Below are 26,977 nucleotides of genomic sequence, written 5' to 3' on the forward strand. Positions count from 1 at the left end.
TTGGGTGTTATATTAAAACATTCATATAAATAAATGCGTTTATTTGTCTACTCTTATATCATTCACGCATAAAGACTTAAAAGAAATCCGCTTATGAAAACACCTTTACTCACCCTCTTCCTATCGCTGGCGCTGCTCCTGAACGGGATGGCCCAAAACGCTCCCAAGCGGGAGTTCCGGGGCGCCTGGATCGCCACGTACGCCAATATAGACTGGCCAAACCGGAGCCAGACGCCGGCCCAGCAGCGTGCGGCTCTCATCTCGATCCTGGACCACCACAAGGCCACCGGCATCAACGCCATATTCCTGCAGGTGCGCAGCCAGTGCGATGCGCTATACCCTAGCCCTATTGAACCCTGGTCGGCCGACCTGACCGGTTTGCAGGGAAGAGCGCCCAGTACGCCTTGGGACCCGATGGCCTTCGCGATCGAGGAGTGCCGCAAGCGGGGTATGGAATTCCATGCCTGGATCAACCCTTACCGTGCCATCGCCAACTACAACAACATTGGCACCTTCGACCCGAACCACGTGGCCCGACGCAAGCCAGAGTGGCTGCTGGCGGCAGGTAACCAGCGCATCCTCAATCCAGCCCTGTCGGAGGTGCGCGACTATGTAACTTCGGTGATTGAAGACATTGTGACGCGCTATGATGTGGACGGCATCCACTTCGATGACTACTTTTACCCGAACGCGGCCTTCAACGACGACGCCAGCTACCTGGCTGACCCGAGAGGCTTCACAGACCGCGGCGACTGGAGAAGGGATAACGTGAACATGCTGGTACAGCAAGTGAGCGAGAACATCAAGGCGGCAAAGCCCTGGGTGAAGTTCGGCATTTCCCCTTCCGGCATTTACCGCAACAGCACTAACCCGGCCATTGGCACTGCCACCAGCGGGCTGCAGCACTATGTGACGCTCTATGCTGATTCCCGCAAATGGCTGCAGGAAGGCTGGATCGATTACCTGGCACCGCAGGTATACTGGTACATGGGTCAGCCCGGCGCCAACTACAGCGTGATAATCCCCTGGTGGAACAACAATTCCTACGGCCGACACATCTACATTGGGATGGCGGGCTACAAAGTGAACGACCCGGCTCAGGGTACGCATTGGGCCAACCCGTCGCAGATACCGAATCAGGTGCGAATGAACCGCGATGCTGCCCACAGCAACATCTACGGGCAGGCCGTCTACAATACCAGCAGCCTGCGCAGCGCCACCAAACTGGGCTTCCGCGACTCGCTGCGCTACGACTTCTACAGCAAGCCTGCCCTACTGCCCAACATGCCCTGGCGTGACAGTGTCGCACCTACAGCCCCGACAGACCTCATCGCACAGCGCCACGGCAGGGACTCTGTGGTCATCACCTGGACCAAACCTGCCGATAGCGGCAACGAACTTGACAGGGTGAGGCAGTTTGCCGTGTACCGCTCCCTCAGCCCGATGATGGATCCGGAGAACACCGACAACCTGCTGGCCATCACCAATACCGCCACCGGCGGGTATACCGACAAGACGCTGGCATCCGACGCGCCTTACTACTACTTTGTGACGGCGCTGGACCGCTTCCATAACGAGAGTGCGCCTTCTAATGTGAGTGACTACGCGGCGCCAATCATAGCTGGTGTGAGCACCCAGGAAATCTCATTGGATGCCGACAACTGCTCTGCTACCTTGCCTGACTATACCAAGCTGCTGACGGTAAGTGATGACGTCTCTTTCCCGGACCAGATCACGCTGACGCAGTCACCGGCCGCCGGTACCGTCATCAGTGGTGCCGGAACCATGCAGATCACGTTCACGGCGACCGATGCCTCGGGCAAGTCCAGCTCCGACAGTTTCACCCTCACCAAGAAAGACGTTACAGCACCGGTTATCCTGGTTCAGAACATCACGCGCACGCTCAGCAACGGTATCGTCAACATCACAGCAGCTGACCTTGACCAGGGTACCTGGGACAACTGCGGTCTGGATGTAAATTCACTTCAGATATCTCAGAGTAGCTTCGATTGCAGCAACATCGGCGAGAACACCGTGACCCTGACAGCCCGCGACCTGAGCGGCAACGAAGCTTCGGCTACAGCGGTGGTAACGATCAAGGGCGTGGTGCCACAGGCTGCCATCAGCGCCAGTAGAACGGATAACACCTATACCGGTCTGCCTGACAATACCATCGCACTGGGGTATGGTGCGCAAACGCTGACACTCACAGCAGCCGACGTAACTTCAGCCGATGCAGCCACCCGCTATACCTGGACGCCGTCAACCGGCCTGAGCAGCACGACGGGCGCAGTGACCGAGTTCTCTCCTCAGGCGGCAGGTACCTATACCTTCGCCGTGGAAGCGACTAACACGTACGGCTGCACCTCCACTGCCACGATTACGGTAGAGGTGATCGATGTGCGCTGCGGCGAGAACAATGACAAGGTGCTTGTATACCACAAGACAGGCAGCGCTACGAATCCGGGCAACGGCATCTGCATAGCGCCTGAGGCTGTGGCCGCGCACCTGAGCAAGGGTAGCGCACTGGGCGGCGATGCTCCGGCTGCAGTGGCCGGCAAAGGCCTTGCTCCTGTCCTGAGTGCTTATCCAAACCCATTCACCAGCGAAACGACGGTGCAGTTCACCCTGGGCCAGGCGGAGGAACAAGCAGTGCTGGAGGTATATGACCTAAACGGCAACAGAGTAGCGCGTCTGTTTGAAGGGCGTGCAGCTGCTCAAAAAGCTTATACCTTCACGCTGAATGGCAGCAGCCTGCGAAACAACGTGTACATCGTGCGCCTGGTAACTTCCGGTGAGGTGCAGACCTTCCGCCTGATGAAGAACAGGTAAGCCTACACTGGTTTTAATTTGGAAAAGCACCTGCCGGGAAACCGGCAGGTGCTTTTTTTTTGAGGCATTGCACTGCTTTTTGGTATAGAGCGGGCCAGGCTATATACCAGGTTCTGCAGTGCATCATTTTCTTGTGCCGTATTTCGGATAGGCAACCGGATGCAATTCTACCATTTCCTCAGCTGCCAGGACTTTACATTTCCTCCCGACGATTCAAAGGGTCGGTGCTTGTGCCTTTTCAAAGTCTGTCACACTACCGTGCCCAGGTAAAAAACGTATCTAAAACTAAAGCAGGCGGATTGAGAATCTAGATGGCAGTATCACACAGCGCCGGGAACCTTGTCATCTGAAGAATAAAATCAACGGAATCACAGGCTATACCTGTCTTTACACACATCACACTTAAAACCCTAACGAATGGCAAAACCGATAGAGCCGCATTACGACAACCTGATCATTGGTTTTGGGAAGGGAGGCAAAACACTGGCTGCCTGGTTGGCTAATAGGGGGGAACAAGTGGCCCTTGTCGAAAAGTCGGATAAGATGTATGGCGGGGCCTGTATCAATGTTGCCTGCATTCCCACAAAAGCGTTGATAAAAAAGGCCGAAGAAAAAATGCCTTATCAAAAAGCACACTCTCTGAAAAATGATCTGACTTCTTTTCTCAGAGAGCTCAATTACGATAAGATTGAAGAGTTGCCTGCAGCAACCGTTATAACAGGCGAGGCCACCTTTGTTTCACCCAACGAAGTGCTGGTAAGAACGGGCAAGGATAAGGAAGAAAAACGAATCACGGCCAACCGGATCTTCATTAACACGGGCTCGCAACCCTTTGTGCCGCCCATACCAGGTATAGAATCTACCAGGCATGTTTACACGAGTATTTCGTTGCTGGAACAATCCATGCTTCCTGAAAAGCTGGTCATCATCGGCGGGGGATTTATCGGGCTGGAGTTTGCCGACATGTATGCCAAATTCGGAGCGGAAGTAACGGTGCTGGACAGTGCGGAAGAATTTTTACCCAAGGAAGATGAGGATGTGGCAGATGAAGTATATAAAGTGCTAACAGGCAAGAAAATAAAAATCGTGACGGCGGCAACTGTTCAGAAAGTTGAGAATACGGAAGACGACAAAGTAAGAGTTGAGTATAAAAATAAAACCGGCGAAACGGTCTTTTTGCAGGCCTCAGCACTCCTGATCGCCACTGGCCGGAAACCCATGACGGAGGGCCTGAATCTGGAAACCGCGGGCATCCGGACAGACAAAAAGGGTTACATCGAGGTGGATGCGTCTTTGAAAACAAATGTACCTAACATCTGGGCCATAGGCGATATCAATGGCGGGCCCCAGTTCACCTATATTTCCCTGGATGATTTCCGGATCATACGGGATCAATTGTCGGGCGCTGAGTATACCTCTGTTAAACAGCGACAGCAGGTTGCTGCTTCGGTTTTTATTACGCCCCCTTTAGCGCACATCGGCTTGCGGGAGCGGGAGGCCGCTGAGAAAGGGTATGAGGTGAAGGTAGCCAAGCTACCGGCGACCAGTGTTGTAAGGGCAAGGATAGATGGCGACACCAATGGTTTCTTAAAAACGGTAGTGGACTCAAAGACTAATAAGATACTGGGTTGCACCCTGTTCTGTACCGGTGCGAATGAAATGATCAATACGATTCAGGTGGCCATCAATTGCGGATTGGATTACCGGGAGGTCAGGGACACCATTTACACTCACCCGTCCATGACAGAGGCTTTCAATGAGCTGTACGCTCAGATTTAAAGTCAGCTGTCAATTCATTTCAGGCGCCAGCGCACAGTAAACCAGGCTTGAGCGGGGCAGCCAGCAAACGAGTGGCGAAGGGTGGTAGCTACGCTGAAAGTTTCTGAAAGCTTTAGGATAGTTCGTTTTATGATAGTACGTATTAATACTTAATGCCTGAGGTAAATCTGTATTTAGGCGTACAAACCCTGTAATTCGCCTGCCAGAGCCTTCTCCCTTCAAAGCTCCCCGCCCGAATACCCGTATAAGACTAGGGTATTTGTTCCAGGGAAGGTGACATGCCACGCAGCACCGGAATGGGATATCCCTTTATAGACTGCATACAATCCAGCCTAAGGCAGCACATTCGTATACAGCATTAATAGTTGTCGTATAGCACTCACTCTGAACACCTTTATTTTCACCCGCATATAGCAAACCTATGGAAGAGCACAAGCCTGTTAAAGTTATTATAACAGAAGATCACATCATTTTGCGGCAGGGCCTGAAGGCACTGCTGTGCGAGGACAAGGAAATAGAGGTGGTGGGAGAGGCAAGCAACGGGGTGGAGCTATTGGAACTGCTTGCTCAAGTGCCTGCCGATGTGGTACTGATGGACATTAACATGCCTGAGATGGATGGGTTTGAGGCTACTGAGCGTGTTGTAGTGGAGTATCCTGAAACAAAGGTTATTACGCTTTCGATGCTCAACAGCTTGCCTTATGTACAGAAAATGATGAATTGCGGCGCTTCAGGATATATCTTAAAAACAACGGGCAAGGATGAACTGCGCTCGGCCATAAAGCTGGTAGCAGGCGGCACAAATTACATCTGTAGCGAACTCTCTATCAAGATGCTTTCCAATTCTATGTCGCCGGTGGCTACCAAGAACGAAAAAGTGGAGCAGGTAGGGCTTTCGAAGCGGGAAGTGGAGGTTTTGACTTTAATTGCCGAGGGATTCACCAATGCCGAGATAGCAGATAAGCTCTTTACCAGCAAGCGAACCATCGAAACGCACCGGCAGAACATACTGGAGAAAACGGGTGCCAAAAACACGGCCAACCTAATCAAGTTTGCCATCGGCCATAAGATCATTGACGTGGATATCCTGGAATAGCCACGCCGGCTCTTTTATTTATTTTTTGAATGGTCCGTTTTGTGGGCCATGCGCTCCAGGGTTGCATGTGCATTGAGTAGGCTTTTCAGCATCTTGTAATCAGGGGAGTTGGAGGTAATCCCATCAATATCAGAGAAGAAAATTTGCAGGGTATGGTACAGCTCAGTTGTAAGCTCTACTTCTTTTGTTTCGCCCGCCTCAGCAGGGTGTGGTTGTATAACTAACCCGTCGGGCACCACCTTCACTTCGAAGAACTCGAGCTTCCCTGTGGTCTGTTGATCCTCAAATTCCTGAAGCAAAGCATGCACCTTTTCAATCATCGTACCTTCAAATTTGCATGACGAAGTGCTGATAGCTACTCTCATGTAAACGTTTCTTAAAGGTAGGGTTATTAAAAAGCATTTACACCAGTAGAAGTACTCAGGAACGCCGTTATAAATGCTTAATTATTAAGCTTACTTTGTTTAAAATCAGAGTTTTAGATAATTCTATTACTGAAACGCAATATACAGCACGAAAAAAAGCATCGAAGGGAAACCGGATTCGACTTCCCTTCGATCTCCTTAAACACCCACCCAATATATCAATGGGGCTTCTTCATATGATCTTTGCTGAATGTAATTTCGATCAGACAGCCCTTGCCAGCCTCCGTAACTATTTCAAAATCGCCATCCAGCAGGTTTATCCTGTTTTTGATACTCTTCAGGCCTACCCCCTTCTTCGTTTGCATGTTTTTTTGGTCTATGCCTTTGCCATTATCACGCACACGCAGGTGAATCGTGCTGTCAGCTACAGTTAGCGCTACGTCCGCCTTTGTTGCGCCCGAGTGCTTGACCACATTATTCAGAAGCTCCTGTGCAATTCTGTATACAGGCAGTGAGACGGCGTAATCCAGGCTGTTGTCCGGTACGATGAGGGTAGATGTAATCCGCAATTGAGGACTCTTAAACCTGTTTATCATCTCCTGGATGGCTGTTTTAAGCCCAAATTCCTTCAGAATGGCGGGCGTTAGCTCAAAAGAAATATTACGGGTGATTTGAATGCCCTCTTTCAGAAACTGATCTACGCTTTCCTTCGTCTTTTTTTGCTGCGGAGTGCTTGTTGCCAGGTTATCCAGGCTGAGTTTGGCAGCATACAGAATTTGCCCGAGGCCATTATGCAGCGCTTCCGAAATACGACTGCGCTCTTCCTCCTGTGTCTGTAGCATCGTATTGATGGTTTCGAGCTGTTGCGATAACTTCAGTTTTATGGTAGCTTGTTCGGCGTCTTTCTGGTCCTGTATGTCCGTGGCGGTTCCGATCCAGAGCGTAATATCGCCGCGGTCATTTTTAACAGGCACATTCTTGATCAGGTGCCACCGGTACGTACGATCCGCTTTGCGGAGAATGCGGGCCTCGGTATTGTGTATTTCCCCTGTTTTCAGGCAGCGTTCGTACTCCGGGATGATGATTTTCAGATCGTCCGGGTGAAAGGCTTTCTTCCATCCCCAGCCTTCCGACTCCTCTTCTGTAAACCCTGTATACTCGTACCAGAACCTGTTGAAGGTATTGTTTTCACCGTTTGGTTTATTTGTCCAGGTAATGTGCGGCACGGCTTCCAGCAGGTTTTTAAACTTGTCGGCGTTTTGCCGTAGCTCTTCCTGTTGCCTCAGCACGGCCTGTTCATTCAGTTTCCGTTCCGTTATGTTCTGCAGCGTGAGCACCAGGCCGTCGTCAAACTTCACCGCCACCACGTGCAGCCAAACCTCTTTCCGGTTTATCTCCTGCATCAGTTCAGTATCAAGCGACTTGCCGGTTTCCACCACCTGCACCATCAGCTCAAACATACCCTGCTCCATTAATTTAGGATAAGTGTTCCAGAGCGTTCTGTCTATCAGTCTGCTTTCCGGCTTGTCGAACAGGTCCTGCGCCCTCTGGTTAACGGTGCTGATGCTGAAATCTGTGATCACGTTTGCGACAGATCTGACCGCTTTTAAGGCAAGTATGGCGTTTGGAGAGCTGTGGAGGATGCCTGCGTGCAGCAGGTGCATGATCTTCAGCTCGTTGATCTGGATAAAGATGATAATGGCCCCATCGATTTTCCTGTCTTGCGTGATGTAGGGCAGCAGGCGCATCTGGTACCACACGCCATTCCTGTCCTGCAGCTCCTTCTCCACGACTTGGTTGCTGTCTATAACATGCTTTATATCTTCGGTCAGCTTATCGTAGCGCAGGTTGTTGGAGATATGGTCTATCGAGCGGCCAATGTCACTTTCAATAAGGTTTATCAGACGCGTGGCCGAGGGCGTATACTTGCGGATGATCAGCTTGCGGTCCACAAAGATCTGCCCGATGTCGGTGCTTCTGAAGTAATTGTTCAGGTCATCGTCGAGCTCGATAAGGGCTTTTATTTTATACTGGTGCTCGGCATTGATGGTATGCAGCTCCTCGTTCAGCGACTGTAGCTCCTCATTGGTACTCTGCAGTTCTTCGTTCGATGACAGCAGCTCCTCATTGGTGCTTTGCAGCTCTTCGTTAGCGGTTTCCAGTTCTTCTACCACTGCCTGCAGGTCGTCTTTGGTATACTGCAGTTCCTGTTCCAGTTCATCCACCCGGCCCTTATACTGGCTTTCGCTCACGACCATTACCTGGTCCGGTTTAAGCGGAATAGGCGGCTGCTCTTCTGAGAAGAGAACGAGTATATAGTGCTGGAGCTGCTTTTTGTCGGGTGGGTATGGCTTAACAACCACATTGATATAGCGCAGATGGTCTCCTTCGTGTACCTGTACATTATGCGCCACCACTTTCTCGTTTTCTACAGTTGCCTTGCGTAGCATGGCACCCAGGCTAACGGCCAGGTCCTGCGGCACCAGTTTCAGGAGGTTAATGGTAAAGCTCTGCTCAGGCAGGTCCAGGAATTTCTTGAACTTACCAGCCCCATGCAGCACATCGTAGTTCTCATCCACATACACAGCCACAAAGCCATACTCTTCCAGCACGGTGCTACTCAGCAGCTCGTTAAAGCTGTGCTGCAGTACCTGTTTGGCTGTCAGGTCACGGGGCATAGTGGCGAGCGGGGTAATAACGGGGCGTTTACTCAGGTTTCCGGAGAACGTCTCCGTTATGCCGAGGGAACGGGCGGGTGTCGTGTTCCGGAATATCTTCCACTTTTTGTTTACCTCCTCGAAGCCCCTCTGGTCGCCTAAACTTTCGCTGGACCCCAGGAACAGGTACCCTTGCAACGCCAGTGCATAGTGAAATTTATCGATCACTTTTTTCTGCAGCATCGGGTTCAGGTATATGAGCATATTGCGGCAGCTCACCATGTCTATCCTGCTGAAAGGGGGATCGTTGGTCACGTTGTGCGGGGAGAAGATGACCATGCGGCGCACGCGCTGCGACACCCTTAATTTTCCTTCCTCTCGTACAAAAAAATCGTGCAGCTTGCTCTCCGATACTTCAGACAGACTGGCCTGGGTATACAGGCCCTTGCTCGCAAAGTCCAGGGCTCCGCGGTCTATATCAGATGCAAAGATTTTAACCTCGAGCTCCTTTTTTATTTTGTCCAGGTATTCCCGCACCAATATGGCAATAGAGTAGGCCTCTTCGCCGGTGGAGCAGCCTGCCACCCATATCCGGAGCTGCTCATGACTCTTCTTTCTGTCTATTATGTCAGGTATAACATTGCTTTCCAGGAACCTATAGGCCTCCTCATCGCGAAAGAATTTGGTGACCCCGATCAGGAACTCCTTACCCAGCATCTCTACCTCGTCTGCGTTCATGTTCAGGTGGTCGAGGTAGTCTGTAAAATTGCTGATGCCCTTAATGTTCATGCGCCTGCTGATGCGCCGGATAATGGTTGGTAGTTTATAGATGCTGAAATCGATGCCCGTCTGGCGGTTGATCATATCCAGGATCTGGAAGAAAGTAGCTTCCATCTCACCGTCAGCAAGCGCTAAGAGGTCCGCATTTACGGGGCCTAATTTGATGTAATCCAGTATTTCGGCAGACATCAGTTCAGGGGGGAGAACAAAGTCCGCACACCCTGAGTTGATGGCGCTGCGCGGCATGGCATCGAACCGGGCAGTAGTAGGGTCCTGCACCAGAACCAGCCCGCCTTCTTTTTTAATGGCTTCTATACCTTTGGTACCATCGGTGCCGGTGCCAGATAAGATAACCCCGATCGCACGCTGCTTTTTATCCTGGGCCAGGGAAGTAAAAAACGTATCGATGGTTTGCGAGCGGTTTAGATTCGTTTTGTTGCTAAGCCTGAACCGGTTGTTCTGGATGGTAAGCTCCTTCGTGCTGGGTATCACGTACACCCGGTTGGCCAGAACGGATGCGCCATCCTCTGCTTCCTGCACTTTAAGGGCCGAGTATTGTTCCAGTATCTCTGTTAGCAGGCTGCGGTATTCCGACGAAATGTGCTGCACAATAACGTAGGCCACGTTGTCCTGCGGTATGGTGCTGAACATAGCTTCCAGGGCCTGCAAGCCGCCGGCAGAGGCGCCGATTCCGATCACATACACATCCTGCTCCCTGTTTCTTGCCATTCTGGAGTCCAAACCACCGCTTTTGCCGTCCTTCGCTGCCTTTGCCATACCTGTTTCTTTAGCCTCTGTATCGGGCTGATTCTTTTTAACACGCCAATTTACCTAATAATACTATAACATATCGATCGCAAGCCAGGTGCTGCCGATTAGTAAATAGTAGGCCGCCACAGTATAATTCGTTTCACGGTATGCGCGTATAATTTAACGCATCGCTTAGGTGCCCGTACAAACTTATACCATGTCCCTGGACTATAGTTAGTTGCTCCGGATGAAAAATAACGCCACTTTATGACTGAGAACATACCTAAAATAATTGTTATCGGAACATCGGCAGGAGGGATGCAGGCACTAACGACGCTGCTGTCGCGGTTGCCCGAAAAGCTGCCTGCTTCCATTTTGATTGTGCAGCACCTGAGCCCCGATTCGTCCGCCACTTTTCTGGTAGACCGCCTGAACAAGCATACCAGGCTCGTGTGCAAAGTAGCGGAGCATGGGCTCGGGTTTGAGCCTGGTACCGTTTATTTTTCTCCTGCGGACATGCACCTGCTGGTGAGCGGCAATAAAATGCTGGTGGTAAAAGGACCACGCGAGAACCAGTTCAGGCCGTCCATTGACCCCTTGTTCCGGTCGGCAGCGGCTTACCATGGCGGCAATGCTGCGGGCATCATCCTGACCGGCTTTATGAGCGACGGCGTGATTGGAATGGAGTGCATTAAAAGAAGTGGCGGTATAACCATAGTACAACACCCGGACGATGCAGAGTTTCCTGCCCTGCCCGAGAACGTTTTAAGAAAGGTGGACCTGGATTATGTAGTGCCGTTAAGTGAAATGAGCACCTTATTGGAAGAGCTGATGCAACGGCCTGCTCAGCAATCGTTAACCATTCCGGCTGATATCCGGCAGGAAGCCTTAATTGCAGAACGTGTTATGAGCAACAGTACACAGACCAGCATCGAAGATTTGGAAAAGGCAGGCACCCGCACCGCCTATAGCTGCCCGGATTGCGGCGGCGGATTGTGGGAGCTGAGCCAGGAGGGGACTATAAAGCGATTTCGATGCCACTCCGGGCATGCCTTTTCGCAGGACTCGCTGTTACTGGGCATGTCCAACTCGCTGGAGGAAACGCTTTGGGTAGCACTGCGCACGCTCGAGGAGCGACGCAACATCTTACTGAACATGTTTCAGGACGAGACTATCAAGGGAAACCACAGGTGGGCCAACATGCAGGAAGAACGGGTAGAAGAAATGAAAGTGCACATTGAGCGGCTACGGGAGCTCCTGTCCAAATCTTCTGCAGCAGATGGCGAGCACATAGGAGAGCTGGGATAACAACAGATGGGGTTGGGTAGAGTTCACAGGTATACCTGCCATTACTCAAAATACGGTTGCTATCTGTGGTGCCGTAAAGATGCGTAGGGCACTGCGTGAAACCCTGATTGTGCTGCCTAAAGACGGTATTTATATTCAATTCCTTGTTCGTGCAGCATATCGGGGCGTATACCTGAATTGTACTTGTTTCTTTAGGAGCGTGTGCCTCTGAGCTTTGAATGGTGAAGCAGATTTTCTCCATCATCTGGCCTACCAAGGTGCTTCCTGAGCAACATTTGAACCGTATCCCGGCAACACGGCATATGGGAAAATAACTAAAGATGAATACTTCCCACGTCCGGCTTGTAGAGGAACTTCAGGCGCTTTCTCTCGGCTTGCCCACCAGCAGCACCCTTACACTCAAACACATAAACGGTTCTATGTTATGTCAGTTTCTGTCGCATGGTCTAGCGAATCATGTCGTTACGGTTACAAATCAACAGCTGGCCACAGCTCTCTGGCAGGTGAGCAGTTCGGGAATTATAGATGGCTCCGACTTTGTGGTCTTCAAAAACGTCTTCAGCAAATTCTCCTTACACGTAAAAACCAGGCTACTGTACGCCGAACTCGGGGTGCAGCAGCCTGATCTGGATATTGAACTGCAGAACCTGTTGGTAGCCTAGCTTATTTGGAGACTATGGTTGCCGCCCCTTGGGTGATTGTAGTTGGTGTGTAATTCACAATTCTGTGTGTAAATTGTAGGAACATAAAAAAAGCCACTTGACGATTTTACTCGTAAGTGGCTTTTTTCAAGTGGTCGCGAAGGGAGTCGAACCCCTAACCTTCTGATTCGTAGTCATGACAATAGACTTTATTGCTAGTTAGATATATTAGTAAAAGTTGCATTTTTAACCAAATTAAGCGGTTTTTGTTTATCCTTGTGTAGCGATATTACTTGACTTTTTGATGGTTTGTGTGCAAATTGTGTGTGCAGAAAATTATTTGCACACACATGATACCCGTACTTACTTCCGTCATGCTGGATACCAGAAGGGCCTTAAAAGCTGGCTCCTTTCCGGTAAGGCTAAGGCTTACCCACCAAAGGCAACGCAAATACTATAATACGGGCTACTCTTTGAGCGAGGCAGAATTTTCAAAAGTCCAAGCGGAAAAGCCGAAAGGGAAATTTAAGGAGCTTCAAATAGCTTTTCAGGCAATAGAGCAGAAGGCCATCAGTATTATCCGTGACCTAGAAGTCTTCACCTTTGAGCATTTCGAAAAGAAGTATCTGAACGCTGCCGTCAAGAACGACGTCTTTGCAGCCTTCGAGCAGCAAGTCAAAAGGCTGGTTGAGGAAGGCAGGGTAGGAACGGCCAGTAGCTATGAGAGCGCGAGCCTCTCGCTGGTGGCTTACTTGCAGAAGGAGCCTTTATCCAGAAATAAGGGCTTGTCTAGAGCTAAAGCAATCGAGAAAAAGGAAAACCTATTGAAGAAACGCAGGCCCCTAGCTTATGCCGCTATAACTGTTGATTTCCTGATGGGGTACGAGAAATGGATGCTTCAGAACGGCAGTTCTATCACCACCATCGGCATTTACCTGCGGGCGCTTCGCGCTATCTACAACAACGCAATCGCGGCAGGGGAGGTGAACGCTGACCTGTACCCGTTCGGGAAAAGAAAATACCAGATACCTTCAGGACGCAATGTGAAGAAAGCCCTGGCACTGGTAGACATTGAAAAGATATTCTCCTATAAGCCTGCCACCGAAAACGAAGGGCGTGCGCGAGACCTGTGGATCTTCTCTTATCTGTGCAACGGGATAAATGTGAAGGACATCGCCCGTCTGAAGTACAAGCAACTTGACCAGGAGAGGATAAGCTTTGTCAGGGCCAAGACGGAGCGAACCAGCCGCCAGAATATTAAGGCTATCACGGCCATGCGAACACCGGAGATTGATGAGATCATCGAGAGATGGGGCAACAAACCCGCTTACAGCGAGGCCTATGTGTTTCCTTTGCTTGAGCCAGGGTTATCAGCGGAAAGAGAACGGGCAAAGATTCAGCATGCCACCAAGACCATAAATAAACACATCAAGCGTGTTGCCTCCGCAGTTGGCATTGAGAAAAACGTAAGCACCTACACAGCCCGGCATTCCTTCTCTACGGTCCTGAAACGCGCTGGAGCACCGATAGAGCTTATATCTGAATCTCTGGGGCACTCTAACCTGAAGACAACCGAAAACTACTTGGACAGCTTTGAGGATAAAGTGAAGAAGCAGTACGCGGCACGACTGACAGCATTTAAAGTGGCTGACTAATGAGTCTCCTCTACTGGCTTATAGGAGAAGTAAGGTCACAATGGTACTACTTAGGGAGCTGTACAAATCACATTACTTTATGAATTGTAAAAAGTAGGCTGCCTCGCGTTCTATTCATGGTTTTTGAAAAAAACTATCAGCGGCTAATAGATGAGCACTAGCGGATTAATTCTAATGTGTCCTCATTGATAGAGATAAAATGAATGCGAAGTACTCTCTTCAGTTCAGGAGCCACTATTGGTCATACATAATACCTTAGAACTATTAATCATTAATTTTAGTATGGAACCTCTCGTTCGTAAACCTGATGGTGTCGGGTGCGGTGGGATCATTTCTGTTATCGAGTTGGTCAAATACCAACGTTACTTGAAACTCTCCTTTCACTTCTCTGGTTTTTTCGTTAAATGAGGTAATGGTCACGTAGTTGTCCACCGCTTTTCCATACACCTTAAAAATATCACCCAGCACATCCCCGTCGTCAACAAGGGTAGAGTAGCTAGAACCAGTCACGATTGTATCAACATCGACTTTGATGGTGTCTATAAGGTTTCTCTGCTCTTTGTATGGAATTTTAAACAAGGCAAGGGCCTCCCTCCGGAACTCCCTTTCGTTATAAACATGTATCATAATTGTAAATCCATAATCAAAAGGATTATTAGGCTGTGCATATATTTCCCCGCCCCAAGCTTCCCCATTTTTGGTAGCTGTTATCTTACCCCAGTAAACATCTGGAATTACGCTTTGCTCCTTCTTACAGGATTACAGGCTTATAAAAACAATCAAAAGAATTGAAATTCTGTATAGCATAGTTTTCTATTTAGATATTAACAGCCTTCTTGTCTCTGCGCTTTCCCCTTTTTGAATTTTCATGATGAAAACACCTGGGTGCAGCTCTGCAACATCAATATTTGCCGTATGAATACCTTGCTGCAGTGTACCAAGGTGTTTAGCGAGGACCACAGGCCTGTGATTTTAATTTCAAGACGTGTCTTACTTACAGCTTATAATTCACACCAAAAGCTAATGATTTGAAAAGGCGACGCCCCCATGGAGAATACGCTTCCCAGTCATAATCAAAGGAGTTATCGCCTGTCAGATTTCTTTTAAAGAGAAACAGCTCCGTATAACCGCTGAAGCGTTTGCTGATTTTGTAATTTGTTCCCAAGCCAGCCATCAGGAAAACATTCACTCCCTTATCCTTTGTGTAAGCTGTGCTGGGCACTTCGTGCAGTGTTTCTGTCATGCTGCTTTTGGTGCTCCCATAGGCTGTTATAGCTGATACTGTACCATATAAAGGAATGCGCCCGAAAGCTTTGAATAGGTCTACCTGTACTGTAGCAGGTATAGAGAACACATTAGTGCGGGAACCCGCTTTATACTTTACTGTATCTGTAGCCTGATGATTAGGCGACCACTCAGCTTTATCGCTGCTGCCTCCATAACCTATACCTGTCTGTGCTCGCACCCTGTCATTTATTTTATACCCGACAAGCAAGAAAACAGGAGTGAAATAGCCCGAAGTTAGGTGTCCCGCTGGTGAGGGATCTTTGTAATAGCTGTGGTAGGTGATGGTGGTTAACTCTATACCTAGATAAAATTTTCTATCTGATAATTTCAGTGTATCCTGCTGCTCAGCATTAACAGTAAAAGAGTAGAAAAAAAGAAGCACTAGAGCGACTTTTTTTTTCATGACTTTATTGGTTATTAAAACCAGCTTTTCGGAAAAGATCATGCTAGCTACCTTTTAAAACATAAATAAATATAATCCCCACCTGCACCTTCATTTAGATCTTGATGATATTTTATCCAGCCTGATGGAGGAGTTATGTTACTAGTATTCCCTGAAATTATACCTACCTCTTTAATTGGAGTTCTGCCATTAGATGTTTCACGGTATACGTGACCAAAAATATATTTACCCCCTACACCATCATTTAAGTCAACTGTTTGACTATAGGTTCCATTAAAAGTAAACATATGCACCCAGCCATTCCATGGATTTGCATTACAAAGATACCCATTGAATGTGTAGCAAACCTGTGAGTAGCTGACAGCCATTAGATCTGTAATAGGAGTGGTATAGTTGACTGGCGATATATAATTTTCATATGCATATTGTGGATCTCTTGTAAAAGTTAGATAAATATACTTACCACCAGCGCCTTTATTTAAATCAGTATTGATCTTTATGTGGCCTTCTGAAGGTTGAATGGAAGAGGAAGTACCAACAATCAAACGCAGAGCATATATATAACCGGAAGGATAAGAACTAACAGCACCTAGGCCCTCAGAAGTTAGAAAAACAGGGGGTAAAACACTCCCGCCTCCACCATCACAAGGATCACAAGGCACAACGTTTCTACTACCAATTTCGCCCGCTGTCACATCAAATTTTGGCCTTGTCGGGCGTACACTTCCATCATCATAGCCAATTACCTGCACGTCCTTGCTTACGTATTGGCCTGTCTTGTTGCGCTTGTAGTCGTCGTCTTTTCTGGCGTCTTGTGCTTGAGAAGTGTTTGGCTCAACTACGAAGGGTTGCGCTGTGTCCTTCGACTTCTCGCAACCAGTTAGGGCCAGCGTGAAGGAGAGGATAAATAAAAAGAGTGGCCTGCTTAGGGCGCTGCGCCACTGGGAGCGGGTAATTGGTTTTGTTTTCATAAGAATGTTTTATTGGAATTTAATATATTCTAAATATTATACAATTATTTACAATTCGCAAAGAAAGTTTGCCTTATGAAGTAACATGGATAACTGACTATACTTGAGCTATTTGAGGTGGAAAATCACTGGAATTTTAGTTCAGGAAGTATTATTATCAATAGAAAACGTCGAAAAAGTAACACGAACATGAGTCATTCCGGAGTTTAGGAATGGAATAAAAACGGAAAACCTCCTTTTTTTGGGATAAAGACAATTGTATCATCTGAAGACAGGAGGTTTTTATATGTTCTACCTCTAAAAATGCTGCTTCAGCATTGCAGGTTCTCTCCCGCCGGCAGGAGAATTATCTCTCCCCTTTTCTCACACAATTTGACGTGCTGCTGGACCGCCGCCTAATACTCACTTTCCGGAGCCTGTGCCAGGCGCTGTTGCGCCACCGCAGCCGCTCCTCCGGCTTACTGAAGACTTGCGGGTTCACTGTTCTTTTACAATCCCTCCATGATCCAGCGAGAGGGGATAAGGGATAGAAAATGTTAAGAGGAAAACGTCAGGTCAGGTAGTGGCCATAACATCTTCTTACTTCTGCTGCAATAGAGGAGCGATTGCCTCAGGCTCTCTGTTTTCAAGCCATGTTTTAGCATCTTCCGAGTTCTGATGAAAAGCCGAGTCAGCCCAATGTACTGCATCCGGATAAGCCTGCCGGACCATTCGGTACTTGATATCGCTCTCCTCTAGTCTGCTGTTCTCCCGGTACAGGCTGAAGCTCAGCCCGACGGAAATAGCCACCGTCAACAAACACACAATTCCCCCGATCACAAAGCCCCTGGACCTGTCCTCGAAATAGTGATGGTGCCGGACGGGCAGCACCTTGGGCAGCTTGGTGATCTTTTCCTGAAGTGAAGCGATCAGGGCGTAGATCTGCAGGGCCTGCACGCTCAGGTCATGCCGCTTGAGGAGCGCCTTCAGCTCCTCAAACTGGCTGTTGCAGTCAGGTGCCTGGGCAATCCGTGTGGGATTAGGCACAGTCCCTTCCTCAAGCTTTTCCAGCCGCTTGTCCTGCAGGGCCAGCACGCGCTCCACGTCCAGGATGCGCTCTTCCAGTTCTTCCGTTTTCATAAGCGAATTCTCTTTTTCTTGCTGCGTTTCTTTTTCCTGAAGGGATAGTCATTGGCGTCCGCTGCCTGCCCTGTGGCAGGAGCCAGCAAGCCCTCAATCAGGCCTGGCGTGAGGTTTCTGCCCGTGGTAATGCCAGAGAAGGGTGAGGCTGTTTGACTAAGTGGGCTGTGTTGCCTGGAGCCAGGTGACACCAGCTTCTCCTGCTTACTGTGCTGTTGGTCCAATTGCCTGCTGATGGCCCCGTAGCTCAGGCTCCTGTCCACGCTGGATCCCTTGAAGCTCAGCTCGCCCATGCGAAAGCTTATCCCCTGTACCTGCTGGGTTCCCCTCTTGTACTTGTAGTCGATGGAGATGCCCTTGCCCCGGAGCAGGCTCTCGAGCTCCTGCCAGGTCCCGGCCTTCGGCAGCGCCTGCCGGATCGCGTCGTGCAGTTCGTATTTGGCCTTGTCGGCCCCTTTCAGTCGCTCGAGCTTTACCTGCCCTTTGCCCGGGGCCAGGTAGTAGCCGTGCCTCTCGGTAAGCTCCCGGCACACCCGGACGTTGCGCCGGTGCTGGAACCTGTCTGGGATCGTCTTGCCTTCATAGTTGACCCGGTTGTAGACGATGTGCAGGTGCGGGTGCTCCCGGTCCCGGTGCAGGACAATCAGGTATTGTGTGCCGGTGATCTGCATCTTTTCCATGTACTCGCTTGCCCGCTCGACCATTACCCGGTCAGAGAGCTTCGCTTTGTCGTGCACGCTCCAGTTCAGGGCGATGTGTCCCACGGCCTTCTCTAGCCCGGGGTTGAGTTTGCGCTGCAGGTTAAAGTCTGCCACCATCGAGGCGACAGTGTCCGTGCGGACGCCGTCCCAGTCCAGCACCTCCGCTCCGAGTTTCTGGACCACGTAGCGCACGCAGCCTCCAAAGCTTTTACCTGTCATCACCTTTCCGATCATCTCTGCCTAGTTGCTGAAGTATGTGGTGGATGTCATAGAGGAGCTGGCGGCAGCTGCCCTGCAGGGAGAGCAGCCCCTGGCGGTGGGCCAGCCGGGTGAGCTGGTTGAGGTTGTTGGAGAGACCCGCGAGCATGCGCAGCGAGGCCGCCTCCTCGGGGCGGAGGCGCGCCACAACGACTGCCTTCTTGGCCGCCGCCCGAAACCAGGCCGAGACGCTCAGGCCCGCCTCCCGCGCCTTGCCTGCAATCAGGAGCCGCTCCGTGTCGGTCACCCGCACCACGAGGATGTGGCTCCGCTTCACCCGCTTGAGCGGCCGGCCGCCCTTCTTTCCCTCGTGGCACTGCTGCCGCTGTGCTGTCTCTTTTTCCATGCGCTCGTTGTTTACTTAGTAAGAAGAATCCCCTGCTGCGACCACCGGGAGCGGAGAGGCCGCCAGGAGTTTTTGTATGACAAAAACACAAACTTGCTCCCCACTTTCAGAGGCTCCTTCCCCTGGCTCCCTTCCGGTGTCCGAAGCGGGGCCGAAGCCGCTTTGCCTGCCCCCGCCTGGCCACCAACAGCTCGTTCACGTCCTTGTGGCCTTGGTAGAGGGAGGAGAGGTCCCGGCAGTTTAGCTCCGATCGGAGCAGACGCTCACTTTCCATTCTGCCCGCCTGATCATGGTCCAGAAAGAGGAGCACCCGCCGGTGCCGGCCGAGCATATCCAGGCTCTTGCCGACCAGTGCAAGGGAGTTGAGGACAAGAAAGCTGGAGCTGGTCCCGAGGCGGGGCCGGAGCTCCAGGAGGGAGAGGAAATCCATGAAGCCCTCCACCAGGCAGACGGTGCCTGCGCCGTTGCCCACGAAGGTGATGTCCTTGGGGGAGGAGGAGCCCTTGAACCAGGCGTTGCGCAGCTCGTAGCCGCCCGAGCGGTTTTGAAACCCGATGGCTTGATAATGCCTGGAGCCGATGGCGAAGCCGACCTCCCGGCAGTAAGGGCCTGCCGTATGAAGGCTGATGCCCCGCTGTAGCAGGTAGCCTGCCAGCGGGCTATCAGCCTCCAGCGGCTTTGCCGCCAGCACCCTGATACCGGTGGGAGGTGCTGGTGCAAGAGCTGGAACTTCTCCCTTGGCTTGTTTCCCGGTTGATTGAATACTCAGGTCAGATATTGCTGTTGAAGCAAAAGTCTGTCCGGAAAGGAGCTGGATGACTTCCCGGATCGAGGCGGTGCGGTGGAGCCGCATGGCCAGGTCGAAGACCTTGCCGCCCTCCCCGCTGCCGTGGTCGTACCAGCGGTTCAGGCGCGTGTTGACCTTAAAGGAAGGCGTGCGCTCGGCCATCCGCACCGGGGAGATGTACCACCAGTCGCAGCCCCTCTTGTAGGCAGGCTGGATGCCCTGGCTGGCCAGGTAATCCGTGATCACGATTTCGCTGTTGATCTGCTGGATGTTCATCGTTTTCTTCCTTCAGAGGCAAGAGGGAAAATAATTGGGGCGGGAAGCGCTTTCTCCCGAGGCAGGCGTGATTTTTGCTGGCAGGCACTACTTCTTTTTTTTGCCTGCAGCAAGCTGGACCGCCTCCTCTCGGATCTCGGAAACGGTCTTCTTGCGGCCCTGGCGGACCCACTCCTCCAGCTCGCCTCGGTGAAAGTAGAGGCGCTTGCCCCGCTTGCTGAAGGGCACCTCCCGGCAGCTAACCTTGGTGTAGAGCGTGGCCACGGAGAGGTGGAGGAGGGCGGCTGCCTCGTGGATGTTGAGGATGGCCGCTGCCTCCTGCTGGGGGCGTTGTTCGAGTAGCAGCCGCTCGATGCGGCCCATCTGCTCGTGCAGCAGGCTGACGGCGCGGGGGAGTTGGTCGAAGGTGAGGTTTTCCATGGCAGCGTTCTGTTTGGTTTGTGCTGCAATGGTAGGGCGTAAGTTTGTAAGGCTGCAAGAGGGCTGCCCTGCATCCTGCCTGTTTCCTACCGTTAGTTATATTTTTTCTGCGTGCGGAGCACCGGGAAGACGGCGTAAGCGCCGCTGGGCTGCCTGCGCACGTCCAGGATGGGGGACTGGCAGGGTTTGGCGTTGGAGGAGATGATGGCGGCAAGGTAGTTGGGCGGCAGGGTCCGCTGCTGCCTGCGGTAGACATAGGCAAAGTGGGCCGCTATCCACGACTCCAGCTCGCCTTTCAGGCAGCCCACGATCAGGTTGGCCTCGTAGAGCTGCTTGAAGGCGTCGGCCAGCTGGTTGCCGTTCCCGTGGAAGAGCAGGGGAGTAGCGGGGGGATGGTTTCCCTCGAGGAGGGCCAGCAGCTGCTGCTGGTCCTCCGGGGTAAAGTAGCCCTTTAGGACTTCGAAGAGCCTCTCCGGCACCCCGTCCACAAACCGGGGATGGCCTGTGACAGGCTTGGAAGGGGTGGTATTTCCCGTGGCTGTCTCCTGCGGGGCGGGAAGCAGCGCCTGCACGTGCCGGATGAGATTGTCCAGCAAAGATTCCCGCAGCTTGACCGACTCGCCCAGATCATCCACCAGCTCCTCCCTGACCTCGATGCCGAACTCGATGGGTTGCAGGTTGCGCAGGACAAACAGCTCAGGCAGGCTGAGCTGGTGGAGGTAGCCGGCCGGGTAGGCTCGCCCGTAGTCCGGGGCGTGGTTGTGGAAGCTGACCCAGAAGGTCCTGAAGCGGTCTTCTATCCCGGTGAGCTGCTCCAGGACGAGCTGCAGCTGCGGGTGGCGAAGGGGGAGCAGATCCAGTGCCGCCATCTGGGCAAGGAGCCGGAGCCCGCTCTCGAAGACGGCCGCCTCGTCGTAGGGCGTCTCGTGCCTCAGGTCGTAACTACTCACTTCCTTCTGGCCAAAAGGGCCCATAGCCTCTTTTCTTTGAATAAGCTTGAGTTCAAAGGTCTGCAGGCGAGCCAAAAACTCCTTCAAGTGCTTCATGCTTAAACTTTTTAGTTGGTTAGTTTCTGGCCACAACTCGGCCACAACTTGGCCACAACTTGGCCACAACTCGGCCACAACTCGGCCACAACTTGGCCACGGCAAAGGGGTAAATGTTAGTGTGTGCTCTTCACTAGCTCATAAAAACCAAAAGAGTCTGACTGTCGAATTACACCGGCTTTTATCAGGGCTGCGAAGTCCCTTCTAATTGTACGGGGACTAAATCCAGTTAAACTAGACATTTTACTAACAGATAGAGCTTGATTGTTCATGAAAATTGATAATTCCTTGAGCAGGCGCTCTCTGACTGGTTCCTGTATAGGCAGGCTATTAACAACCTTTCCTAATTCTTTAGCAAGTGGCCCATTTACATCAGGACCTGAAATACTCTTACCAAGACCAGGGACAGGGACAATTGCCCTAAAGACATCTTCTTCTATAAATTGGGCTGTTTGATTAGGAGCATAGAATCGGACTAGCCTGGTCACATTGCGGATGCCTGATCCCAGCTCTTCCACACGCCCTAGCTGTACAAAGAACTTAGCGAGAGTAGGGTTTTTAGGATACGGAGAAAATCTTTCTGGATCTATTGGGCCGAAGCCTTTTGGCTTATTAGCATTTTCTGTTTCTACTCTGTCAGAGTAGATTATGAACTTAGCCGGAGTGGCATTACTGTATTCCCTATGGACAATAAGGTTAGCAACGATTTCCCTAAAAATGATGTTCCGAAGATCTACGCGCTGACTTCCTTCAAGGAAAAATTTATCGGGGAGATGCTTATCTACAAAGGCCATAAGCAGATCATAAGCATCAATCAAATTAGTTCTAATATCAATCCTGTCATCATACCTGTCTGTATCTACCCTCCGTAAGATGGCATCGATTCGGTAGTGAGGAAGTATGCTCTGAATTACATCATCTTTCCCAAGTAGTAGAGCAGCTGCAAGCGTATATCCTTCTTCACCGGTCTGAAAATCTTTTCGGTAGAGGCCAGCACTTTGAAGAAGTTCGGTGTCTGTCAATGTAAGCCACAGATGGCTTGCAGAACGGCTACGTATAAGCTGGCGCACTCTTTCAATAATTCCTGGCCTGAAGTCTGTGATAGCTAAATGCGAATAAATACGGCTTTCTGAATAAAGGCCACTTTTACGGGTATAAATCTGTCTTATGTTGGCATCATCTGACACTTTGAAGTCTCCTTCGTGGCTACGGTCATATACTATATTATTGCATCGGTGCACTTGGGAGCTTTCAGGGACATAAGCATAAAGTACGATCTTTTCATCTAAAGCAACCTCTGTGAACTCTAACAGGAAGGGAGGGTTTAATTTATTTGCATTATTGGAGAGAGTTGTAAATTCTCGCTTCAAACGGTCTGCATGCTCTGGGGATACGCCAACTATAGTACCATTGTCCTTTACTCCTAAAAGTATATGTCCACCGGCTCTGTTAAGAAATGCACAGACAGTTTCGAAAAGATCAGAAGGCAAGTCATTTTTAGCCTTCTTGAATTCAATATCCAGACCTTCGCCTTGTTGAATTAGCCGTTCAATGTCTCTGGGAATCATAAATGCAAGTTATATACTTATTGCACAAGTGTTATTACTCCGCAATTACAAACGATGCGGTGTGTGCTTTCATGTGTGCTTTCAAATACACATGAAAGATATGACAATTGTGTAAGATATGCCCTTATGTAAGGGGTGTAAACAACATTTTATTATGTTTCGTCAGCAAGATGAATAACAAAATTAAGTCGCTCTGTAATACTGTAATAGTAAGGGATACCTATTTGACATCAATAACAAATGACTTATCCATAAAGGAAAGATAATATTAGTGTTAATAAACAATAGTATTGAGCACTTTATTGGGGAGCAGGTTCAAATCCGATGGTTCCGGGCTCACCTCCAATAGATGTGTTTTCTGAGTTCTCTATTACAGAAAATAAAAAAGCAGGGACTTTGTCCATATCAGGAAAAATTACGGGCGATAACTTCCCGTCAACTGAAGCATTTATATCTGACCCTAGCGGACAAAATGTATTTCTCGGTATTGGCTTCTATGAAGGAGATCCTTTTTCTAGTTTGGATGGCGAGAATAAACGAGATATTACCAGTTTTAATTTAACACTTACCACTGATAAATATGGTAATTTCACAGGAGTAAGAGTAGGAGACAGGACATATAAGGTTAATGAATGGAATAAATTGTTTGAGAAAGAGGATCCACATAAAAACAATAATAAAAAATGAAAAGAGCTCTGATTTACTTGTTTTTAGGTTTTTGTATTATGATTCTTTCTACCTATACAATGGGTATATTTGATGATGCACTTGAGAGGACCTATTATACCGGTGTATGGTATAAAGATATTATTGGGTCATTTAAATATTATATATTTTGGGTATTGCCTTATTGGTGGGTTATTATTGTTGGCGGGGCTATATTTTTGGCTTTAATTTTTTATGGCATTGTTACTGGAATAGAGAAAGCAAAGTCGTTGAATCAAGGTAGCTGACAGCTATGCATCTGGAGAACAATTGTTACTTATACTTGAAAGGCCATTACTTGGAGAAGCGGGGTTCGTGCGTGTCCTCGCTCACGCTCCCTTCGGCACACCATGGTCTACTCGCTACGCTGCGTTCCACCATGGCTTTGCCTTTCGGTCGGCTCGTTGTGGTACTCCTCACGGCTGTTGCTATTTTGTTTTTGAGTTTATAAATATGCCTCCGGCAGGGAGGTGAAAAAACAAAACCCACAGCCCACGTTATGCTCGCCTGCGGGTCAGCCGCCGCACAGCCAGCCGCCCTCGTGCCTCGGGCTCTTCCCGGCTGGCTTTTGCTTCCGCTCGCAGCGGCTTCGCGCTTGAAATCTTACCCCCAACCCCCGGCATCAACCGGGGGGGGGTATAGTTGCATAGTTACAGCTATACCTTGATGCCAGCGACTGGCCAGCCGCACAAAGGCCAAGGGGCTTTTCCGGCCTCTTCTACCCCAGGAGCCTTGCCTTGGAAAGTAAAGGCAGAGGAGGCAAACTGTAAATAAGATATCATTTCCAGGCGAGGAAAAGTGGCTGTATTACTTTATCTTGTAGGAGCAATTTCTGCTCAATAATTGGAAGCGAATTATCTACCTGACAATACTTTATAGAAAAACTATACCACTCTATGCGCTACCTGCTCTCCCCCCTCACGCGGCCTTACTTCCGTCTGCTACCTTTCGTGCTCTTGCTACTGCCTGTCATGGGGGCTGCCCAGCAAACCAAGCAGCACCTGCCGACCACAGCCCCGGAGGTGGGGCAGCTGTTGCGGGAGATGATTGTATGGCAGGACAGCCTGCAGGCTATCGACCAGGTGCTGCAGGACTCCTCACGACTTGAAGCTCAGATGGACAGTCTGCGGCAGCTGGGTTTGGAAGGGGAAGAGCTGGCCCGAAAAGCGGACAGCCTCTCGCAGGCAGTGCTGGGCCAGTCGGTAGTGCCCGAGGAGCTCAAGCAGGTACGGGCGCGGTTGGCGCGGCAGCTCGGGGAGGGGAAGGAGGCACTGGCCGCCCAGCTTTTACCCGAGGAGCTGCAGGCGGCCCTGCGCCAGCTCGAAGAGGCTGGACAGAAGAGTGTTGCCACCAGCTTGCAGCAACCCCCGGGCTTGGGGCAACTGCCCACCTCTGCCGACGAGCTAAAGGCAAAGGCCGGGCAGACGGCGCTGAAGGCGGCGGGTCAGCCCTTCACCGAGTCTTTCGACAAGCTGGGGCAGGCGAGAGCGGACATCGACAAATACAAGGGGCGGGTAAGCAAGGTGGAAAGCATGAAAGACATGCCCAAGGGCTTGCTGGGTCCCAACCCGCTCAAAGGAAAGCACTGGGCGGAAAGGCTGGTGCTGGGCAGCCTCTGGCAGGCAGGCATGCAGGAACGCTTTTTCCTGTACCTGGGACCAACAGTGGCCTGGCGCTTCACAGAAAGGCTCTCAGCGGGCTTGGGCGGACAGTACCGCCTGCACCTGAGCGTGAAGGAAAAGCCTTTTATGGGCGGAACAGATAAAGTAGGGGGTTATAGCCTTTTTACCGATTTTCAGATCAAAAGCGGTTTCTTTGGCCGTCTGCAGTACGAGGGCTTAAGTGCGCCGGTGACGCATACAGACCCTTTCGCGCAGGAGGAGACGAGCGGACGTGAATGGGTACCGGGCCTGTCGGCGGGACTGGGCAAGGACTACACGCTCTATAAAAAACTCAGGGGCTATGCGCTGCTGCAGTATAACCTGTGGCACGAGAAGAATAAAACGCCCTACCTGCACCCGCTGCAGGCCCGGGTCGGCTTCTTCCTCTTTGGCAGAGACATTGTTAAATGATTTTACGCTACAGCATGCACTTGTAATTTTGTGGGGATCTTATCCTGTGGAAGGCCACAAGCTTGCTTAGCGTTGATAAGCCAAATCACATTTTAAGTTAAAGAGGTTTGTGCGGAATAATTTCTAAGTATTTTAAGAAAAATTGGAAGAGATAAAAAAAGGGAATAATTAGCTTTAAAAGCGGGAGACTTGTGTGCAAATTGTGTGCACATAAAAAAAGCCACTTAACGATTTGACTCGTAAGTGGCTGATTTTCAAGTGGTCGCGAAGGGAGTCGAACCCCTAACCTTCTGATTCGTAGTCAGATGCTCTATCCAGTTGAGCTACGTGACCATTTTCCGTTATGGTGATGCAAAGTAAAGGCCTTTTTTCTTGCGATGCAAGCCCTAAAGCGAATTTTTCTCAACTTTTTGCTGTCGCTTTCCGAAGCGCCCGCTTCAGGGCGTGGTCAAAAATAAAGTATAGCCCGCCTATTGATATGATTACCAGTGCGATCATCAGCAGTTGACTTCCTTTGTTGCTGCCCGGGTCCTGTAGTAATTTTATGACGTCGCTGGCCTGCGTGCCCACCCAGAAAAAGAAAAGTGTGCGCGGCAGCATCCCCACAATGCTCGCCAGAAAGAACCGGGTTCTGTCCACCTGCAGCAGCGAGAGTACAAAATTCATAAGCGCAAACGGCAGCACCGGCGAAATACGGGTCAGAAAGATCAGGCTCCAGCTTTGGTCGCGCAATTCCTGCATCAGGTACTTTGTCTTCTCAAAGCGGTTCAGGAAAGACATCATTTTGCCATGGTCGATGAGGCGGGCCAAGGTATAGCCGATGAGCGAAGCAATGCCGTACGACACTACTACACCCGCAAAGCCAGGCCACCCCAAATAGAAACCACTCACCAATGCCACAAAGGTAGTCGGGGTGAGGGCCAGCGACATGGTGAAGGAAATCACGACAAAGTAAAGGAGCATCTGCGGCCAACTCAGGTCCTGTAGCAGGGTTTCGTTCTGATAGAGGTATACAGCAGCCGAGGAACTGACAACCAGCGGCACCACAACCAGCAGCAGCATGGAAATAAATGAGGGCGCGTTTTCCCGTATAAAAGTCCGCAGCATGGACAGTTTAGGCATAGAAGGCGTTTTAGTCAAAGATAGAGCCTTGCA

At 50.4% G+C, this 26,977-nt stretch carries 23 protein-coding genes and 2 tRNA genes; 9 read left to right on the forward strand and 16 right to left on the reverse strand.

The features are described from left to right. The first annotated feature begins 93 nt into the window (after positions 1 to 93). The 3 genes from Q4E40_RS05420 (at position 94) to Q4E40_RS05430 (ending at position 5,707) form a co-directional block, all read left to right on the forward strand. Positions 94 to 2,832 (forward strand): family 10 glycosylhydrolase, encoded by a 2,739-nt coding sequence (locus Q4E40_RS05420; RefSeq protein ID WP_303410523.1) that lies wholly within the window; start codon positions 94 to 96, stop codon positions 2,830 to 2,832. 417 nt (positions 2,833 to 3,249) lie between these two features. Beyond that, the gene (locus Q4E40_RS05425; RefSeq protein ID WP_303410524.1) at positions 3,250 to 4,611 is read left to right on the forward strand and encodes an FAD-dependent oxidoreductase; all 1,362 of its coding nucleotides are present in this window, start codon (positions 3,250 to 3,252) and stop codon (positions 4,609 to 4,611) included. Between the two features lie 421 nt (positions 4,612 to 5,032). Next, positions 5,033 to 5,707: a response regulator transcription factor gene (locus tag Q4E40_RS05430; protein ID WP_303410526.1), complete on the forward strand. Its 675-nt coding sequence runs from the start codon at positions 5,033 to 5,035 to the stop codon at positions 5,705 to 5,707. A gap of 14 nt (positions 5,708 to 5,721) precedes the next feature. Here Q4E40_RS05430 and Q4E40_RS05435 read toward each other — a convergent pair whose 3' ends face one another. Together Q4E40_RS05435 and Q4E40_RS05440 are read right to left on the reverse strand one after the other, a co-directional pair. Further along, positions 5,722 to 6,072, reverse strand: a complete 351-nt coding sequence (locus Q4E40_RS05435; protein ID WP_303410528.1) for a hypothetical protein — start codon at positions 6,070 to 6,072, stop codon at positions 5,722 to 5,724. Between the two features lie 218 nt (positions 6,073 to 6,290). Next, a complete protein-coding gene (locus Q4E40_RS05440; RefSeq protein WP_303410529.1) occupies positions 6,291 to 10,286 on the reverse strand; it encodes a chemotaxis protein CheB in 3,996 nt (1,331 codons plus the stop codon). 240 nt (positions 10,287 to 10,526) lie between these two features. On the opposite strand from Q4E40_RS05440, the gene Q4E40_RS05445 reads away from it, so the two are divergent. Together Q4E40_RS05445 and Q4E40_RS05450 are read left to right on the forward strand one after the other, a co-directional pair. Further along, positions 10,527 to 11,567, forward strand: coding sequence for a chemotaxis protein CheB (locus Q4E40_RS05445; RefSeq protein WP_303410530.1), 1,041 nt, complete (start codon positions 10,527 to 10,529; stop codon positions 11,565 to 11,567). A gap of 320 nt (positions 11,568 to 11,887) precedes the next feature. Next, positions 11,888 to 12,229, forward strand: a complete 342-nt coding sequence (locus Q4E40_RS05450) for a hypothetical protein (protein ID WP_303410532.1) — start codon at positions 11,888 to 11,890, stop codon at positions 12,227 to 12,229. A gap of 131 nt (positions 12,230 to 12,360) precedes the next feature. Here the strand turns inward: Q4E40_RS05450 and Q4E40_RS05455 are convergent. After that, a tRNA-Ser gene (locus Q4E40_RS05455) sits at positions 12,361 to 12,470 on the reverse strand. Between the two features lie 112 nt (positions 12,471 to 12,582). Here Q4E40_RS05455 and Q4E40_RS05460 point away from each other — a divergent pair. After that, positions 12,583 to 13,863, forward strand: a complete 1,281-nt coding sequence (locus Q4E40_RS05460) for a tyrosine-type recombinase/integrase (RefSeq protein ID WP_368411161.1) — start codon at positions 12,583 to 12,585, stop codon at positions 13,861 to 13,863. 264 nt (positions 13,864 to 14,127) lie between these two features. Here Q4E40_RS05460 and Q4E40_RS05465 read toward each other — a convergent pair whose 3' ends face one another. From Q4E40_RS05465 to Q4E40_RS05510, 10 genes are all read right to left on the reverse strand, one after another. Then, on the reverse strand, positions 14,128 to 14,373 hold the full coding sequence (locus Q4E40_RS05465; RefSeq protein WP_303410534.1) for a hypothetical protein: 246 nt from the start codon (positions 14,371 to 14,373) through the stop codon (positions 14,128 to 14,130). Positions 14,374 to 14,857: 484 nt separating this feature from the next. After that, positions 14,858 to 15,595, reverse strand: a complete 738-nt coding sequence (locus Q4E40_RS05470; protein WP_303410536.1) for an outer membrane beta-barrel protein — start codon at positions 15,593 to 15,595, stop codon at positions 14,858 to 14,860. 5 nt (positions 15,596 to 15,600) lie between these two features. Next, on the reverse strand, positions 15,601 to 16,524 hold the full coding sequence (locus tag Q4E40_RS05475) for a hypothetical protein (RefSeq protein WP_303410537.1): 924 nt from the start codon (positions 16,522 to 16,524) through the stop codon (positions 15,601 to 15,603). A 579-nt stretch (positions 16,525 to 17,103) separates the two neighbouring features. Then, a complete protein-coding gene (locus Q4E40_RS05480; protein WP_303410538.1) occupies positions 17,104 to 17,643 on the reverse strand; it encodes a hypothetical protein in 540 nt (179 codons plus the stop codon). Beyond that, on the reverse strand, positions 17,640 to 18,563 hold the full coding sequence (locus Q4E40_RS05485) for a relaxase/mobilization nuclease domain-containing protein (RefSeq protein WP_303410539.1): 924 nt from the start codon (positions 18,561 to 18,563) through the stop codon (positions 17,640 to 17,642). The genes Q4E40_RS05480 and Q4E40_RS05485 overlap by 4 nt, the downstream gene beginning before the upstream one ends. After that, on the reverse strand, positions 18,553 to 18,948 hold the full coding sequence (locus Q4E40_RS05490; protein ID WP_303410540.1) for a plasmid mobilization protein: 396 nt from the start codon (positions 18,946 to 18,948) through the stop codon (positions 18,553 to 18,555). Before Q4E40_RS05490 ends, Q4E40_RS05485 begins: the two co-directional genes overlap by 11 nt. Positions 18,949 to 19,054: 106 nt before the next feature. Then, a complete protein-coding gene (locus tag Q4E40_RS05495; RefSeq protein ID WP_303410542.1) occupies positions 19,055 to 20,011 on the reverse strand; it encodes a toprim domain-containing protein in 957 nt (318 codons plus the stop codon). Between the two features lie 87 nt (positions 20,012 to 20,098). Then, complete coding sequence (locus tag Q4E40_RS05500; protein WP_303410543.1) at positions 20,099 to 20,431, reverse strand: helix-turn-helix domain-containing protein; 333 nt, start codon at positions 20,429 to 20,431, stop codon at positions 20,099 to 20,101. Positions 20,432 to 20,523: 92 nt separating this feature from the next. Beyond that, positions 20,524 to 21,477, reverse strand: coding sequence for a hypothetical protein (locus tag Q4E40_RS05505; protein WP_303410544.1), 954 nt, complete (start codon positions 21,475 to 21,477; stop codon positions 20,524 to 20,526). Positions 21,478 to 21,593: 116 nt separating this feature from the next. After that, positions 21,594 to 23,045: an RNA-binding domain-containing protein gene (locus tag Q4E40_RS05510; RefSeq protein ID WP_303410545.1), complete on the reverse strand. Its 1,452-nt coding sequence runs from the start codon at positions 23,043 to 23,045 to the stop codon at positions 21,594 to 21,596. 351 nt (positions 23,046 to 23,396) lie between these two features. Here Q4E40_RS05510 and Q4E40_RS05515 point away from each other — a divergent pair, with 351 nt between their 5' ends. Next, complete coding sequence (locus tag Q4E40_RS05515) at positions 23,397 to 23,732, forward strand: hypothetical protein (RefSeq protein WP_303410546.1); 336 nt, start codon at positions 23,397 to 23,399, stop codon at positions 23,730 to 23,732. Beyond that, the gene (locus Q4E40_RS05520) at positions 23,729 to 23,998 is read left to right on the forward strand and encodes a hypothetical protein (RefSeq protein WP_303410547.1); all 270 of its coding nucleotides are present in this window, start codon (positions 23,729 to 23,731) and stop codon (positions 23,996 to 23,998) included. The genes Q4E40_RS05515 and Q4E40_RS05520 overlap by 4 nt, the downstream gene beginning before the upstream one ends. Before the next feature lie 46 nt (positions 23,999 to 24,044). On the opposite strand, the gene Q4E40_RS05525 is transcribed toward Q4E40_RS05520, so the two are convergent. Then, entirely contained in the window at positions 24,045 to 24,170 is a 126-nt protein-coding gene (locus Q4E40_RS05525; RefSeq protein ID WP_303410548.1) for a hypothetical protein, read from the reverse strand. A 476-nt stretch (positions 24,171 to 24,646) separates the two neighbouring features. On the opposite strand from Q4E40_RS05525, the gene Q4E40_RS05530 reads away from it, so the two are divergent. After that, positions 24,647 to 25,822: a hypothetical protein gene (locus Q4E40_RS05530; protein WP_303410549.1), complete on the forward strand. Its 1,176-nt coding sequence runs from the start codon at positions 24,647 to 24,649 to the stop codon at positions 25,820 to 25,822. Between the two features lie 259 nt (positions 25,823 to 26,081). On the opposite strand, the gene Q4E40_RS05535 is transcribed toward Q4E40_RS05530, so the two are convergent. Both Q4E40_RS05535 and Q4E40_RS05540 read right to left on the reverse strand, forming a co-directional pair. Continuing rightward, positions 26,082 to 26,155 (reverse strand) — tRNA-Arg (locus tag Q4E40_RS05535). A gap of 69 nt (positions 26,156 to 26,224) precedes the next feature. Further along, the gene (locus tag Q4E40_RS05540; RefSeq protein WP_303410550.1) at positions 26,225 to 26,944 is read right to left on the reverse strand and encodes a TVP38/TMEM64 family protein; all 720 of its coding nucleotides are present in this window, start codon (positions 26,942 to 26,944) and stop codon (positions 26,225 to 26,227) included. Positions 26,945 to 26,977: the final 33 nt, after the last annotated feature.

The sequence above is a fragment of the Pontibacter coccineus genome, assembly GCF_030546575.1.
GTDB lineage: Bacteria > Bacteroidota > Bacteroidia > Cytophagales > Hymenobacteraceae > Pontibacter > Pontibacter coccineus.